Origin of the sequence: Flaviflexus equikiangi (assembly GCF_014069875.1) — a bacterium.
In the GTDB taxonomy this organism is placed as follows: domain Bacteria; phylum Actinomycetota; class Actinomycetes; order Actinomycetales; family Actinomycetaceae; genus Flaviflexus; species Flaviflexus equikiangi.
In genome coordinates this window covers 471,144-485,606 of sequence record NZ_CP059676.1, presented here as the reverse complement: position 1 = coordinate 485,606, position 14,463 = coordinate 471,144, and the positions used below count along the sequence as shown (strand labels likewise).

Sequence of the window (14,463 nt, the reverse complement as noted above, 5' to 3'; positions counted from 1 at the left end):
CGTCATCGCGCCTCGCAGGCCCCTACGACATGGACCAGTAGGATTCGATCGCGCGGGACATCGCCTCAGCGTCGTCTACGTGGCTCAGTTCTCGGACCGAGTGCATCGACAGCAGCGGGGCGCCGACGTCGATGGTCCGGATGCCGAGGCGGGCGGCAGTCAACGGCCCGATAGTGGAACCGCACGGGACATCGTTGCGGGACACGAAGTCCTGGGCCTCTATTCCGGCACGATCACACACGGAACGCCAGAGCGCCGTGCCCCATCCATCAGTCGTATATGCCTGATTCGCATTGTGCTTGAGGAGCGGCCCTCCACCGAGAATGGGACGATGCGCGGGGTCGTGCTTCTCTCCGTAGTTCGGATGGACGGCATGGCCGCAATCCGCGCTCAGGCAAGAGGAGCGGGCAAAGGCTCTCTGGACGTCCTCTTCGGTCACTGCACCGAGAGCAAAGGCCGTGCGCCGCAGGACTGTCTCGAGAATGGGGCCGGCGGCTCCCGTGGCGGTGCGCGAGCCGATCTCCTCATGATCGAAGGCCGCCATGACGGCAACCGACCCGCTCGTCGACGCCAAACGTTCCATCGCAGTGACGGCGGCGTGGACGGAGAGCAGGTTGTCCTGCCTGCCCGCCGCAAAGAACTCACCGTCAGCACCGAGCCACTGCGGCTCCTGCGTATCGGACGCGACAAGGTCGAAGCCGAGAATATCGCCGACGCCCGCGAGCGCGGCCACATGGTCGAGGAGATTCCGCTCCCCCACGGTGAAGATGGGATGGAGGTGCTGCTGGCTGTTCAGTGTCACCCCGTCGCGGGCCGACCTGTCTAGGTGGATGGCGAGTTGGGGAATGACCATGAGCGGCCCTGTGCGCACGAGGTGCTGTCCGTCGGCCGTGAAGACGCGGCCCGCGAGCGCGAGGTCGCGGTTAAGCCACGAGTTCGAGAGGAGACCGCCGTATGTTTCGACGTTGACCTGTCCATACCCTTCGACGTTCGACTGCGCGTGGGGCTTGACCTTGAAGGTTGGCGAGTCCGTGTGCACGCCGACGATCGAGAACGACAGGTCAGTCAATGTCTCGGGAACCCACCAGGCCATGACGGCGCCGTCGCGGACGAGAACGTGGCCGCCGGGTGATGCATCCCAGGCTTCAACCTCGCTGTGGAGGGTGTACCCGTTCCGTTCGAGTCGCCGCGCGACCTCGTGGGCCGCATGGAAGGAAGATGGGCTGGCAGAGATGAAGGAAGCGAAATCTTCGCTGTGCGTACGAGCATTCATGCGTCAACCGTACCGGACCGCCGTTTGCTCGGACTGACCAGGCACGAGCACCCCGTGTCGAGCGTCACTCACTCTTTCAATTCTGAACAGTTGATCTTTCAATCATATTCTGTCAGACTGTTTGACGACGCGGTGGAAGCCGCCCACGATCATCAACACGAAGGACTCAACATGGCCAACCTCAACGAACTCTCCGGCACCTACACCCTCGACACCTCGCATACCCAGCTCGGCTTCGTGGCACGTCACGCCATGGTCACGAAGGTCCGCGGCCGCTTCTCCGATTTCGAGGGCACCGCCACGACCGGCGAGAACCTGCAGGATGCGTCGATCAACATCGTCATCAAGTCAGCTTCGATCGATACTCGCAACGAGGACCGTGACAACCACGTCCGCAGCGCCGAGTTCTTCGATTCCGAGAACTACCCCGAGATCACTTTCGCCTCCACCGACATCACCGCATCGGGCGATACGCTGTCTGTCGCTGGCGATCTCACCATCAAGGGCATCACCAAGCCCGTCACCATCGACTTCGACTTCATGGGCGTGGCCGAGGATCCGTTCGGCAACGAGCGCGTGGGCCTCGAAGGCTCCGTCGTCGTGAACCGCAAGGACTGGAACATCGACTTCGACGTCCCCCTCGCAACCGGCGGCCTCCTCGTCTCCGAGAAGATCACGCTTGAGTTCGAGATCTCCGCGATCAAGACGGCCTAAGTCTTTTACACAGGTAGTCCCCGGCATGTGCCGGGGGCTACCTGTATGGGGCCCTGCTTCTATGAGGCGGTTGACCGCGCGGGGCGCCACATGATGATCTCGGGGGTTGGCGCGGGCGTCTTGAGCTCACCGAGTGGGAAGAACCCGCGAGATTCGTAGAGCTCTGCCGCGCGGGCCGAGGTGGCTTCGAGCATGGCCGCGTCATCGCCGAAACGCTCCACGCCGGCATCGAGCAGCGCGGAGCCGACGCCCTTTCCTCGGGCTTTCTCGTCGACGGAGATGACCGCAAGGTACCAGGCGGGGAACGGGAGCTTCACTGTCGTTGTGGCACGCAGATACCGCAGGAGTGTCGGGGCGGCCGTGCCGGTATGTCTCAAGAGCGGCAGAGCTTTCAACGATGATCGCGTGGAGAAGTGAACGCCCGGCGGGAGCCACACGGCGGTACCGAGGAAATCATCCCCCTCTTTCGCCACGTCGACATTGCCGATTTCTAGCGCTTCTCGCACGATAATGTCGTAGTAGGCGGTGAAAATGCCGACCGGATCCGACGCCTTACGCAGCACCCAGCCCAGCGATGGGTCTGCTGCGAATGTCCGGCCCAGATTACGGACCACCTCATCGACGTCGTTCTTCGTCGCGGGTACAACGATCACTGGTCACCTCATTTCTCGTGTGCCGCATGGCGGCAGCTATCGTTCCTCTTTAGCATCTCACTTCCCACGATCACGCGTTATCAGTCGAGGACATTCCCACGTTCGGGAATGACGCCTCGACACGCACCGCGCCCCCTTTAGTCCTATAATTTCGGTGGACCGAAACTTTATGGTGGGGTTGTCCGCAGACATAGGGGGTGGTCATGGAGTCAGGTAACCTGCTCTTCGCGTTCGGCATCACCCTGGCGGCCGGCCTAGCGACCGCAATCGGTTCCCTCATCGCTTTCCTCTCAAAGAAGCAATCGCCCGCCTTCTTGTCGTCGATGCTCGGCTTCTCGGCGGGCGTCATGATCTATGTGTCGATGATCGAGATCTTCCCCAAGGCCGAAGTCGCTCTGACCAACGATCTCGGGGAACAGTGGGGGCCGTGGGCCACCGTTCTGGGATTCTTCGGGGGCATGGGCCTCATCGCCGTCATCGACAAAGTGGTGCCGTCTGAGATGAACCCGCACGAGATCACGAACGCGATCTCCGGGATTGACTCAGCGCAGCGTGCCCGCCTCATGAGAATGGGCATGGTGACGGCATTCGCCATCGGCATCCACAACTTCCCCGAGGGGTTCGCGACGTTCCTGTCCGCGATCAATGACCCCGAGGTTGCCATCCCCATCGCCGTCGCTATCGGCCTGCACAACATTCCCGAGGGAATCGCGGTATCTGCGCCTATCTACTATGCGACAGGTAGCCGCGCGAAGGCCTTCTGGCTGTCCGCAGCATCCGGGCTTGCCGAACCCCTCGGCGCTCTGGTCGGCTTCCTCGTCCTGTCAACCTTTGTGTCCGACACTCTCATGGGCATGTCGCTCGCCGCGGTCGCCGGGATCATGATCTTCATATCGGTCGATGAGCTCCTTCCGTCCGCAGAGGAGTTCGGCAAACATCACGTCGCCATCTATTCGATGGTGGCGGGCATGGGTGTCATGGCGCTCTCGCTTCTGCTTCTCAACTAGATTCCTGCCTCGTCGAAGGCCGTCATCGCCATCTGGCGCCCAACCTCGATCACTTCTGAGGCTTTATGGAAGTCGAGCGTGCCGCTGACAGCCGCCGGGACATCGATGTGAACATTTACTGGGTTCGCCGCGGCCCGATAGCGCGCGATCAGGGACTGCATCGTCTCGAGAGACATGTTGACCACGCCCATCGTATTGAGATCCGAGGGAAGTTTGCCGACCTCATAGAGCGGGGCAGTCTTGACCTGAGGGCTCGCGTCAGTCCCCTCATCATCAACCGCTCTGTCGTCCTCGCGGCGGAACAGGCCGACGTCGATGAGACCGGCAACGCCCTTGCGTAGCCGGTCGGAGAGTGTCTGGCGGTTCTCATCCACATCGTCAGCGTGGCCGGCATTGACAGCGGAGGCCGAGAGGACGGTGTTCGGGCGCCCCGCGAGTGACACCGCAATCGTCAGGTCAGAGGGAATAGCGGCTGTCGGTTCGACGGGAACCGGGTTCATGAGCCCGCCGTCGGCAAGGATCTTGCCATTGATCATGACGGGGGTGATGAAGGTCGGGATCGCGCACGATGCTCGCATCGCCATCTCCAGTGATCCGCGTTGGAACCAGACCTCGCGATAGTTGACGATATCTGTCGCCACCGCGGTGAAGGGGATTGACAGGTCCTCGATATTGACGTGATCGATCATCGTCCCGATCGCCTGGAAGATCTTATCGGCCTTGATGATTCCCGGCTGCGAGAGTGCAAGGTCGTAAAGCCTGAGGACGTCGAGCTGGGTCAGTCCAGTCGCCCAGTCGGTGAACTCCTCCAGTCGCCCTGCCGCCTCCATCCCGCCGATGATCGAGCCCATCGACGTTCCGGAGATCGTCACGATGTCGTGCCCGCGTCTCTTGATCTCCTCGATAACGCCGATGTGCGCATAGCCTCTCGCGCCGCCGGAACCGAGCACCAATGCAACCTTCATGAGTCTCCCATCGCTCCCTCCTGCGAACGTTACCCTGAGCCGGAATATCCCGCGACACCGCGCAGACCACTGTTGTCGTCTTTCGAAGCCAGAAGCGCCCTAATCGCATCGTAGAGTGGTTTCATGACCTCAGTAACCTTCATTCACAGCGCCGACTGGCAGCTCGGCATGACCAGGAAGTACCTGAGCGACGAAGCTCAGGCCAGGTACACGGGCGCCCGAGTCGACACTATTCGCACGATCGGGGAACTCGCGCACAGTGAAGGCGCCCAGTTCATCGTCGTCGCAGGCGATGTCTTTGAGCACGCCAACCTATCCACGCGCGACGTCGTACGAGCATACGAGGCAATGGCGGAGACGCGCCTTCCCATCTATCTCCTCCCGGGCAACCATGACCCACTTGGCCCCGGCTCGATATGGTCCGGAGAAGCCCACTCGTCGCGGCCCGACAATGTCACGATCCTTGATCACGAGGGCCCCTTCGATGTTTCACCATCCGTCGAGATCGTCGCATGCCCTTGGTATACGAAGCATCCCGGCCACGATCCCGTCACCGGCATCCTGGCCAGCCTCAAGCCGACGGACAAGACCCGGATTCTCGTCGCGCACGGCATGCTCGACGTCCTCGACCCGGACAAGCAATCCGAGACCCTCGTCGATACGGCGGCGCTCCGTGGCGCAGTTCGGGATGGTCTCGTCGACTATGTCGCGCTCGGTGACCGCCATATCTGCTGGACCGATCCCGAAACTGGGGCCATCAACTATTCCGGAACACACGAGTCGACAGGTCCTCGGGAGAAGTCCCGAGGAACGGCACTCGCCGTCACCCTTGACGGGTCCACTGTCACGACAACGCGGCATGAAATCGGGCGCTGGCTGCACGTCGATATCCATAGGCACGTGTCGTCGATGGAGGACATCGCCCTGCTCGAGTCTGACTTTGCGTCGATCACCCACAAGGATTGCGCGATCGTCCGCACAGTTCTCACGGGCACTCTCTCGATGGCGGCGGCGGCGGCTCTCGAGCGTCTCCTCGAGGCGCAGACTCACGTTTTTGCGTCAGTGTACAAATGGGAACGACACACGGATCTGGTCGTGGTCCCCGATGATGCTGATGAGAGCCTCCTCGGGCTTTCCGGGTTCGCGGCAGAGGCCATGGCAGAACTGCGCGAACTCGCTCAACAGGGTGACAAAACCGCGAGCGACGCACTCCTTCTTCTCTACCGGTTGGGAGCGACCTCATGAAACTGCTGTCCTTACGCGTCAAGAACTTCCGCGGTATCACAAAGCAGGAGGTGACATTCGATGACGGCGTCACGATCGTGTCCGGCCACAATGAGATCGGTAAGTCATCCCTCATCGATGCTTTCGACTATCTCCTGAAGTTCAAGGACAACTCGAATTCGCAGATCATCCGCAACTGCCAGCCCGTGGGGAGGGACGTCGGCCCGGAAGTCGAGGCAACCTTTCGCATCGGGCCCGAGGTCGTCACCTATCGCAAGCGCTGGATTTCCGCACGCGAAACCGTCTTGAGCTTCGTCGAGGGGCCGCGTCGAGGGACGACGCTCAAGGCGGGCCAGGCACACGAGGCCGCCGAGGAGCTCTGGAGCAATCTCGACACCCACCTGTGGGAAGCCTCCCGGCTCATGCAGGGGAGCGCCCTTTCTCGATCCCCGCTCAGCGCATCGACCGCCCTGCAGCGGGCTTTGGATGAGCAGGCGGGCGGCACGTCAGAGGACGGGACAAGCGGTCCTCTCATGGAACGAGTGACGGCCGAAGCCAACCGGTACTATACGCCGACTCGAAACGACGGAAAGATCCTTGTCGATGCGGGGAAGAGGGTCACGGCAGCGGAAGAGAAGCTGGCCAACGCTCAAGCGGAGAAGGACAAGCTCACCGCTCTCATCGATGAGCTTGCTAGCCTGGAAGCCGATGCGGCCGATCGAAAAGCCAACCTCGAAGATCAGGAAGCGACCCTGGCGGAACTTGCGGAGCAGGCGGAGAAGGCACAGGCCTTGCAGTCCGCCCGCGAGGATGCGCAGAAACTGGTCGAGTCCATTGAGCGCGACGTCGCGGACGCCTCGGAAAAGGTGGCCCGACGGGAACATCTTGCGGAGGCGGTCACAACAGCCGAAGAAGCGCTGACAGAACTATCCGGCACGGAAAAGACACAAAGTGAGGCGCTCGCTCCACTCGTGGCATCGCTGACGGACACGCAGGACAAGATAGCGGGCCTCAAGTCCGACCTTGCAGCGGTCAAGAAGGCGCTCGAGTCCGCGCGCGAGTTCGAGCGGCGCAGCACGGCGCGCCTCGAATTGGACCGGGTGACAACGCTCCTCTCCGACTACGACACCTTGTCGACCGACATCGCCGAGCTTGAGGGCGCCCTCGTCCCTGCCAGCAGTGAATCCCTCGAACGGGTTGTCGACCTTGAACGAGACATCGCGCTCGCTGAGGCGGCCGCCTCTGCCGGTGCGGCAAGGATCCGCATCACGTCCCTCGGCGCTCCCACGATCGTGCTAGACGGTGAGGAGACGGCACTCGGAGACGATGGCCTTGATCGTGCCGTTCTCGAGGAACTCACTGTCGAGATACCGGGGACGGTGTCCATGACGGTCGTACCAGACCAGGATGCGGACTCGAACAGCCGCGAGCTGGAGCGCATGAGGGCCGAACTCTCTCAAGCATTGGCCGCCGAAGGTGCGTCCTCCGTGGCCGACTTGAAGACAGCGGTCACAGCGTATGAGGAGGGAACAGCGAAACTGTCGAGACTGCGCGAGCGCAGAATCGATAAACTGCAGGGGTCGTCTGCGGAGCAGCTCCGCGACAATCTCGTACGGTTGAAAGCCGTCCTCAGCAAGCCAGAGGAAGCGGTTGAGGGTGATATCGACGCACTGACCGAGCGACACAAGAGCCTCGAAGCGGAGATTGCGACTGTCGAAGAGATCCTGTCCGACCAGCAGAACCGGATCTCGTCATTGCGCACCGAGCTGGCCGCCACGACAGGACAAGTGATGAATCAGCGCCTGGCTGTCACGAGGGCCCAGGCGGACCTTGAGACGGAGCGCGCGGCGGCAACGGACGAAGCCCTGGGCGAAAGCCTCAAGGCGGCCACGATGAGGCTGACGGAAGCCAAGGACAAGGTCGAAAGCCTTGAGGCTGAGCTGGTGAGTTCTGGCGGACACGCTCTGATCACAGACTACGAACTCCATAAGAAACACGTCGAGGGCCTGCGCTCGCTCCTCTCCGAGAAGACATCGGATGTTCGCGTGAAGAGGCACGTCCTCGAGACCCTGCAGCGGGACGCGATCCAGCTCGCCTTCGACCGGGCACTCAGCGAGGTCGAATACGCGACTGCTGAACGTGACTCGCTTCAATCGCGGGCATTGGCAGCGAAACTCCTCGAGGATGTTCTGAAGAAGCACAAGTCGGAGACACAACGGAAGTACATCGAGCCGTTCCGCGGGGCTCTGCAGAAGCTGGGCCGCCTCACCTATCAGAATCCAACCTTCGATGTTGAGATCGCGGACGACCTCAGCGTCTCGGGACGATTTCTCGATGGTGACCTCATCCCATTCGACGACCTGTCGACGGGAGCCCGGGAACAGATGTCGATCCTTATCCGACTCGCAACCGCGTCGCTCGTGTCCCCCGACGATGCTGTGCCTGTCCTCCTCGATGACACTCTCGGCTACTCCGATCGGTTGAAGCTCCATCGCGTCATCGACGCCATTGGATCGCTGAAAACCGCGAGCCAGATCATCATCTTCACTGCGAATGAGGACCGGTTCGCGGGACTGTCGCGAGCGAGACGTGTCAGTCTCTGATCCCAGACGCGGCGTCTCCCCCACCATCCTCCAGGTGGGGTCGGGCGCGAATCTCGTCGACCGTGTGGCTGCGGCACTCGAACAGAAGGGAGCCTCAGTCACGCGTGCAGATGTGGAGGATGCTGTCTCTCGAGGCGATATTGGGTTCGTCGACGCCGATCGAGTGGCCATTCACCGTCCTGTGCCCGACGAGGTCGACATTGATCTGCCTGTTCTTGCACGGACCGACCGTTACGTGGTGATCGACAAGCCTGCAGGTATTGCCACCACCCCGAAGGGCTCCTACGTGGCCCGGTCAGTGCTTGTCCAGGCGAGGAGACAGTTCGGGGATGACGTTGTGTGCGCACATCGCCTTGATCGAGCCACCACAGGTGTGCTCCTCCTCATCACTGCTCCCCACTATCGGGGAGCCTATCAGTCGCTATTCGAGCATCGACTCGTGCACAAGACCTATGAGTTCATTGCGAAGACAAGGGAGACGATTCCCTCCAGCTACTCATCTCGGCTTTCCGGACAGCGCGGGAGGACGCGAGAAGTCGAAGGGGAAGCGAATGCGACGACGCGGTTCAGGCTGCTCGAAACACGCGGGGAGCTGTCTCGCTACGAAGCCTGCCCTTTAACCGGCCAGAGGCATCAGATCCGAGCGCATGCGAGTGCCCTCGGGATCCCCATCCTCGGCGATTGCCTCTACGGTCCCGGCGCCGGTTATCCGGATCGCATCGCACTCCTGGCACGAAACTTATCCTTTCTCGATCCGGTTGACGGCAGTGCCGTCACCGTGTCGACAGTCCAAACATTGTCATTCCCCTGACACAGCTCGAGCGTTGACGTCGGCGAGTACGCTGAGGACCGAAGGAGAGATATGACCCTGCACAACAATGTCACCGACACCGCCCTGATCTTCGAAGGGGGTGGAATGAGAGCGTCCTACACGTCAGCGGTTGTCAGCACGCTCCTGCGCAATGACATATACCTGGATTGGGTTGGCGGGATTTCTGCCGGCTCATCGAACACCCTGAACTATGTGTCGCGCGATGTGCGGCGCTCTCGTCTGTCCTTTACGGACTTCGCGGCTGACCCGAATTTCGGCAGTATGCGGACCTTCATTCGTGGCAAGGGACTGTTCAACGCCGAGTACATCTACCAGCAGACGGCTGGACCAGGTCAGGCCCTGCCGTTCGACATGGAGACCTTTCTCGCGAATCCTGCCCAGGTCCGCATCGGCGGTTTCAATGCCGTGACAGGAGAGACTGTTTACTGGGGTCGAGACGACCTGGGGACGACTCCCGAGATCACGATCCGCGTCCAGGCATCATCGACGATGCCCGGCCTCATGCCGATCGTCACGATCGACGGTGAGCAGTGGGTGGATGGAGCGGTCGGCTCCTCCGGAGGCGTTGCTCTTGAGGCCGCCGAGGCCGACGGCTATTCTCGTTTCCTCGTCATCCTCACGCGCCCTCGCGACTATTGGAAGCTGCCGCCGCGGAACCCCCGTTTCATCGACCGCGCGTTCCGGAAGTATCCGGCGGTTGCGGAGGCTCTCCTGACGCGGGCGGAGCGCTACAACGAGACGAAGGAGCGGCTCTTGGCGTTGGAGGAGGAAGGTCGAGCCGTTCTCTTCTTTCCCGAGAATATGACTGTCTCCTCGACGGAGCGGAACATATCCAAACTGAGGGCCTCGTACATTGCCGGTCTCGAGCAGGCGCAGCGCGAGCTTCCGCACTGGCGCGAATTCGTCGGGCTCTGACATCACGACACAGGTTGTCGGCACTGCGTCGGACCGGTGGCCGTGAGATAGTATCCCCTATCTGCCGGAATACTGCCGGGAGACTGGAGGAGGTTTTCGATGGCCGGTGGACTGGTTGCCCTGTTTGACGATGTAGCGGCCCTTGCTCGCATGGCAGCAGCGTCTGTCGACGATGTCGCTGCGGGTGCCATGAAAGCGAGTGCGAAGGCGGCCGGCGTCGTCATTGACGATGCTGCGGTCACCCCCCAGTATGTCGATGGCGCACACCCGAATCGAGAGCTGCCGATCATTAAGAAGATCGCGATCGGTTCGATACGGAACAAGCTGCTCTTCATCTTGCCGGTGGTGCTGCTCCTATCGGAGTTCCTGCCGGGCCTGCTCACGCCGATCCTCATGATCGGCGGCACCTATCTCTGCTACGAGGGCGCGGAGAAGGTGTATGAGAAGCTTCGCGGGAAGCACGCCGAGAGGGCCGTCCCTGCCGTGCAGCAGGGCGCGGAGGCGGAGGACAAGGTCGTCCGCAGTGCGATCACGACCGACTTCGTGCTGTCTGCCGAGATCATGGTCATCTCACTCGATCAGGTCATCGATGAAACGTTCTGGGTGCGCGCTGCGATCCTTGTCGTCGTTGCCGTGGTGATCACGGGCGTCGTGTACGGGGCGGTCGCGCTGCTGGTGAAGATGGACGACGTGGGGCTTCGTCTCGCGCAGCGTCCTTCACCGACCTCGAAGAGGATTGGCCTTGGGCTCGTCAGCGCGATGCCGAAGGTCATGAATGCGATCACGATCATCGGAACCTTCGCGATGCTGTGGGTCGGTGGGCACATTATTCTCAACGGCATTCACGAACTCGGCTTCGACCCCATCCATGACCTGATCCACTCCCTCGCCGGGGCGGTTGAGAACGTCGCCGTTATCGGCGGCCTTCTCGCCTGGCTGGTGGATACGACGATCTCTCTCGTGATCGGTCTCGCGTGGGGCCTCCTCGTCCTCGCCGTCGTCCACCCGATCCTCGCCAAGCGCGGACACCACGGGAAGACGGAGACAGCGAAGCAGAACACGTCCGACGCTCCGGGTTCGACTGCGACGACAAAGGACGATAACGCGACAGGGCTGTAGCGCTGCAAGCCCACGCCCTGTGGTGCAGGTTACGAGTATTGGCGCGGACTTGGATATTGTTGAGATGAACCATTCTCAACGAGGAGGGCCTGCGCATGTCGCCCATTATATATACGCACACCGACGAAGCACCGATGCTGGCCACGGAGTCTTTCCTGCCCGTGCTCCAAGCGTTCGCTTCACAGGCGGATGTCGACGTCGAGACCAGGGATATCTCTCTGGCCGGCCGCATCATCGCCGCACTATCCGACTATCTCCCGGAGGATCAGCGCCAACCGGATGCGCTGTCTGAGCTGGGGGATCTGGCAAAGACGCCGGACGCGAATATCATCAAGCTCCCGAACATCTCCGCCTCGATGCCTCAGCTGAAGGCCGCGATCGCCGAACTCCAGTCCCAGGGGATCCCTGTACCGGACTATCCGGATCAGCCTGCTGATGACACGGAGAGGGACATCAAGTCCCGCTATGACGGAGTGAAGGGCTCGGCCGTGAACCCTGTCCTGCGTGAGGGCAACTCCGATCGGAGGGCACCCCAGGTCATCAAGAACTACACCCGCCGACATCCTCATTCGATGGGCGCCTGGTCGCCCGACTCGAAGACTCGCGTCGCAACGATGTCAGGTGATGATTTCCGTGCGAACGAGCAGACGGTTGTCATGCCGGCGGCGGATACCCTCTCTATCGTCCACGTGGATGACAATGGGACTGAGACTGTTCTTCGCGAATCGATCCCGGTTCTTGAGGGCGAGGTCGTCGATTCGACGGTCATGTCTGCTGCCGCACTCGATCGTTTCCTCGTCGAGCAGATCAATGCGGCGAAACATGCGGGGGTGCTGTTCTCTGTCCACCTCAAGGCCACGATGATGAAGGTCTCTGACCCGATCATCTTCGGTCATGTTGTTCGAGCATTCTTCCCCCGCACCTTTGCCGATTACGGGGCAGAGCTGAAGGCGGCTGGCCTGACGGCCGAGAACGGCCTCGGCGGCATCCTCGACGGACTATCACGGGTTGAGAACGGGGAAGCGATTGCGGCTTCCTTCGAGAAGGAGATGGCGGAGGGCCCTGCCCTTGCCATGGTGAACTCCGATCGCGGGATCACGAACCTTCACGTGCCTTCCGATGTCATCGTCGATGCCTCCATGCCGGCCATGATCCGCTCCTCCGGTCACATGTGGGGCCCTGACGGCGCCGAAGCCGACACTCTCGCCGTTATCCCCGACTCGTCATATGCCGGGGTTTACGCCGCCGTCATCGAGGATTGCAAGAAGAACGGCGCTTTCGATCCGACGACGATGGGTACCGTCCCGAACGTCGGCCTCATGGCGCAGAAGGCAGAAGAGTACGGGTCGCACGATAAGACGTTCGAGGTCGCGTCCGCCGGCACCGTCGAGGTGCGAAGCGCGGACGGGGCTGTGCTGATGAGCCACACGGTGGCGGCCGGCGACATTGTGCGCGCCTGCCAGGCGAAGGATGCTCCGATCAGGGACTGGGTGTCTCTTGCTGTTCGGCGCGCCCGCCTGTCTGGCATGCCAGCGGTCTTCTGGCTCGATCCGGAGCGTTCGCACGATCGTGCCCTCATCGAGAAGGTCCGCACGTACCTTCAGGACGAGGATACGGATGGTCTGGACCTGAGGATCCTCTCCCCCGTGGAGGCGACCCGGTTCAGCGTTGACCGGCTGCGCCGCGGGGAGGACACGATCTCTGTCACCGGCAACGTGCTTCGCGACTATCTCACGGATCTCTTCCCGATTCTCGAGCTCGGCACGTCGGCGAAGATGCTGTCGGTCGTGCCGCTGATGAACGGGGGCGGACTGTTCGAGACCGGCGCGGGAGGCTCCGCACCGAAGCACGTGCAGCAGCTGACGGATGAGAACCATCTTCGGTGGGATTCTCTCGGCGAGTTCCTCGCGCTGGCCGAATCGCTCCGGCATCAGGCCCGGGTTGACGGCTCTGACCGCCCCCGGATTCTCGCCGACGGCCTCGATGAGGCGACGGAGAAGCTTCTCAACGAGGGACGGTCTCCGTCTCGCCGCACCGGTGAGATCGACAATCGCGGCAGCCACTTCTACCTTGCTGTCTACTGGGCTCGGGCGTTGGCCGACCAGACGGAGGACGAGGCGCTGGCCGCCGTGTTCGCGCCGGTGGCTGAGGCGCTTGAGGCGAATGCGGATGCTATTGCGGAAGAGCTGGTAAGCATTCAGGGAAGCCCCGCGGATCTCGGCGGCTACTACCGTCCCGACCCCGCGAAGGCGGCGGCTGTCATGCGACCGTCAGCCACGTTCAACGCGATCATCGACCCGCTGCGCGGGTAGCTCCGTCGCTGAGCACGCACTAGGCGCCCGCCAGGATTGGTGGGCGCCTAGTGCGTTCTGCCTTGGAGTTCTTCCGTGATCCACGACGCGAGGTCTCCCGTGGCGATGAGAGTGTCGATGGCATTCTGCTGTGTCGGGTCCTCGAGGTCGATGACGAGGAGAACACTGTCGCTGCCGTCACGACCGACGAGGGCTTCGCCGTCTTCAGTCCCCGCCCATTCGAACGAGGGCTGACAGCCGGCGGCGATCATCGCCTCCCAGAGGTGCTCGGCACGCTTCTCGTAGGGGGCGCTGAATCGTTCTTCCCCGTTGTGGGGAGCATCGGGCAGTCCGTCTGGCATGCGAGGGAAGGGACCCTTCTTGTTTCCTGCCTCGTGGGGGATTGCACGGACGACATCTCCTGTTTGGATGATGCCGTGCTGGATGGGGCGGGCCCAGAGTCCGAACTCGTCGATCTCCAATCCGGTGAGTCTGGCTGTTCCTACCGCGAAGGGCACACCGACGAGGTGGAGGATCCGCGAGTCATCGTCGAGGAGGATCGTGGCTTCGGCTTCGTCGGATATCCGGTTGGACAGAAGCACGTCGGATCCTGCTGACGCGACGGCGAGACTGAGCCCGCGCCCCGGAGATTGGGCGCGCCGTTCGATCATCGAGAAGTCTTCCCTGATCTCCAGTGCGGCCAGCACGGAGCCCGGTGTTCGTACGCAGATGACTTCCACACCCATCATCCTAGGCTGGCTTGCTCCCCGCCGCGCGGTGTTGGTGATTTCTATCCGCCTCACCGTTTTTCGGATGGTGAACAGAACGGGACCCTATTTCACGGTCGCTCCCAGAAGTGGGAAGATC

12 protein-coding genes are annotated in these 14,463 nt (G+C 61.9%); 8 read left to right on the top strand and 4 right to left on the bottom strand.

The genetic code is table 11. From position 1 onward, the window contains the following. Window positions 1–22: 22 nt before the first annotated feature. Window positions 23–1,273, bottom strand: coding sequence for a M18 family aminopeptidase (locus H2O75_RS02310; RefSeq protein WP_182173103.1), 1,251 nt, complete (start codon window positions 1,271–1,273; stop codon window positions 23–25). A gap of 171 nt (window positions 1,274–1,444) precedes the next feature. Between H2O75_RS02310 and H2O75_RS02305 the strand changes: the two genes are divergently transcribed. Next, window positions 1,445–1,987 carry a YceI family protein gene (locus H2O75_RS02305; protein WP_182173100.1) on the top strand — a complete coding sequence of 181 codons (543 nt, stop codon included), beginning with the start codon at window positions 1,445–1,447 and terminating at the stop codon, window positions 1,985–1,987. Window positions 1,988–2,046: 59 nt separating this feature from the next. On the opposite strand, the gene H2O75_RS02300 is transcribed toward H2O75_RS02305, so the two are convergent. Then, window positions 2,047–2,640, bottom strand: coding sequence for a GNAT family N-acetyltransferase (locus tag H2O75_RS02300; RefSeq protein WP_182173097.1), 594 nt, complete (start codon window positions 2,638–2,640; stop codon window positions 2,047–2,049). 203 nt (window positions 2,641–2,843) lie between these two features. Here H2O75_RS02300 and zupT point away from each other — a divergent pair, with 203 nt between their 5' ends. Beyond that, on the top strand, window positions 2,844–3,647 hold the full coding sequence (zupT, locus tag H2O75_RS02295) for a zinc transporter ZupT (protein ID WP_182173094.1): 804 nt from the start codon (window positions 2,844–2,846) through the stop codon (window positions 3,645–3,647). On the opposite strand, the gene H2O75_RS02290 is transcribed toward zupT, so the two are convergent. Beyond that, entirely contained in the window at window positions 3,644–4,612 is a 969-nt protein-coding gene (locus tag H2O75_RS02290) for a patatin-like phospholipase family protein (RefSeq protein ID WP_204736235.1), read from the bottom strand. The genes zupT and H2O75_RS02290 overlap by 4 nt on opposite strands. A 123-nt stretch (window positions 4,613–4,735) precedes the next feature. Here H2O75_RS02290 and H2O75_RS02285 point away from each other — a divergent pair, with 123 nt between their 5' ends. The 6 genes from H2O75_RS02285 (at window position 4,736) to H2O75_RS02260 (ending at window position 13,617) form a co-directional block, all read left to right on the top strand. Then, window positions 4,736–5,857 carry a metallophosphoesterase family protein gene (locus H2O75_RS02285; protein ID WP_182173091.1) on the top strand — a complete coding sequence of 374 codons (1,122 nt, stop codon included), beginning with the start codon at window positions 4,736–4,738 and terminating at the stop codon, window positions 5,855–5,857. After that, window positions 5,854–8,439 carry an ATP-binding protein gene (locus H2O75_RS02280; RefSeq protein WP_182173088.1) on the top strand — a complete coding sequence of 862 codons (2,586 nt, stop codon included), beginning with the start codon at window positions 5,854–5,856 and terminating at the stop codon, window positions 8,437–8,439. Before H2O75_RS02285 ends, H2O75_RS02280 begins: the two co-directional genes overlap by 4 nt. Next, a complete protein-coding gene (locus tag H2O75_RS02275; protein ID WP_182173085.1) occupies window positions 8,426–9,250 on the top strand; it encodes a pseudouridine synthase in 825 nt (274 codons plus the stop codon). Before H2O75_RS02280 ends, H2O75_RS02275 begins: the two co-directional genes overlap by 14 nt. Window positions 9,251–9,301: 51 nt before the next feature. Then, entirely contained in the window at window positions 9,302–10,186 is an 885-nt protein-coding gene (locus tag H2O75_RS02270; RefSeq protein WP_182173082.1) for a patatin-like phospholipase family protein, read from the top strand. A gap of 99 nt (window positions 10,187–10,285) precedes the next feature. After that, window positions 10,286–11,305, top strand: a complete 1,020-nt coding sequence (locus tag H2O75_RS02265; RefSeq protein WP_182173079.1) for a DUF808 domain-containing protein — start codon at window positions 10,286–10,288, stop codon at window positions 11,303–11,305. 95 nt (window positions 11,306–11,400) lie between these two features. Continuing rightward, a complete protein-coding gene (locus tag H2O75_RS02260; RefSeq protein WP_182173076.1) occupies window positions 11,401–13,617 on the top strand; it encodes an NADP-dependent isocitrate dehydrogenase in 2,217 nt (738 codons plus the stop codon). A gap of 47 nt (window positions 13,618–13,664) precedes the next feature. Here the strand turns inward: H2O75_RS02260 and H2O75_RS02255 are convergent, their stop codons facing one another. Then, the gene (locus tag H2O75_RS02255) at window positions 13,665–14,336 is read right to left on the bottom strand and encodes a hypothetical protein (protein ID WP_182173073.1); all 672 of its coding nucleotides are present in this window, start codon (window positions 14,334–14,336) and stop codon (window positions 13,665–13,667) included. Window positions 14,337–14,463 lie beyond the last annotated feature (127 nt).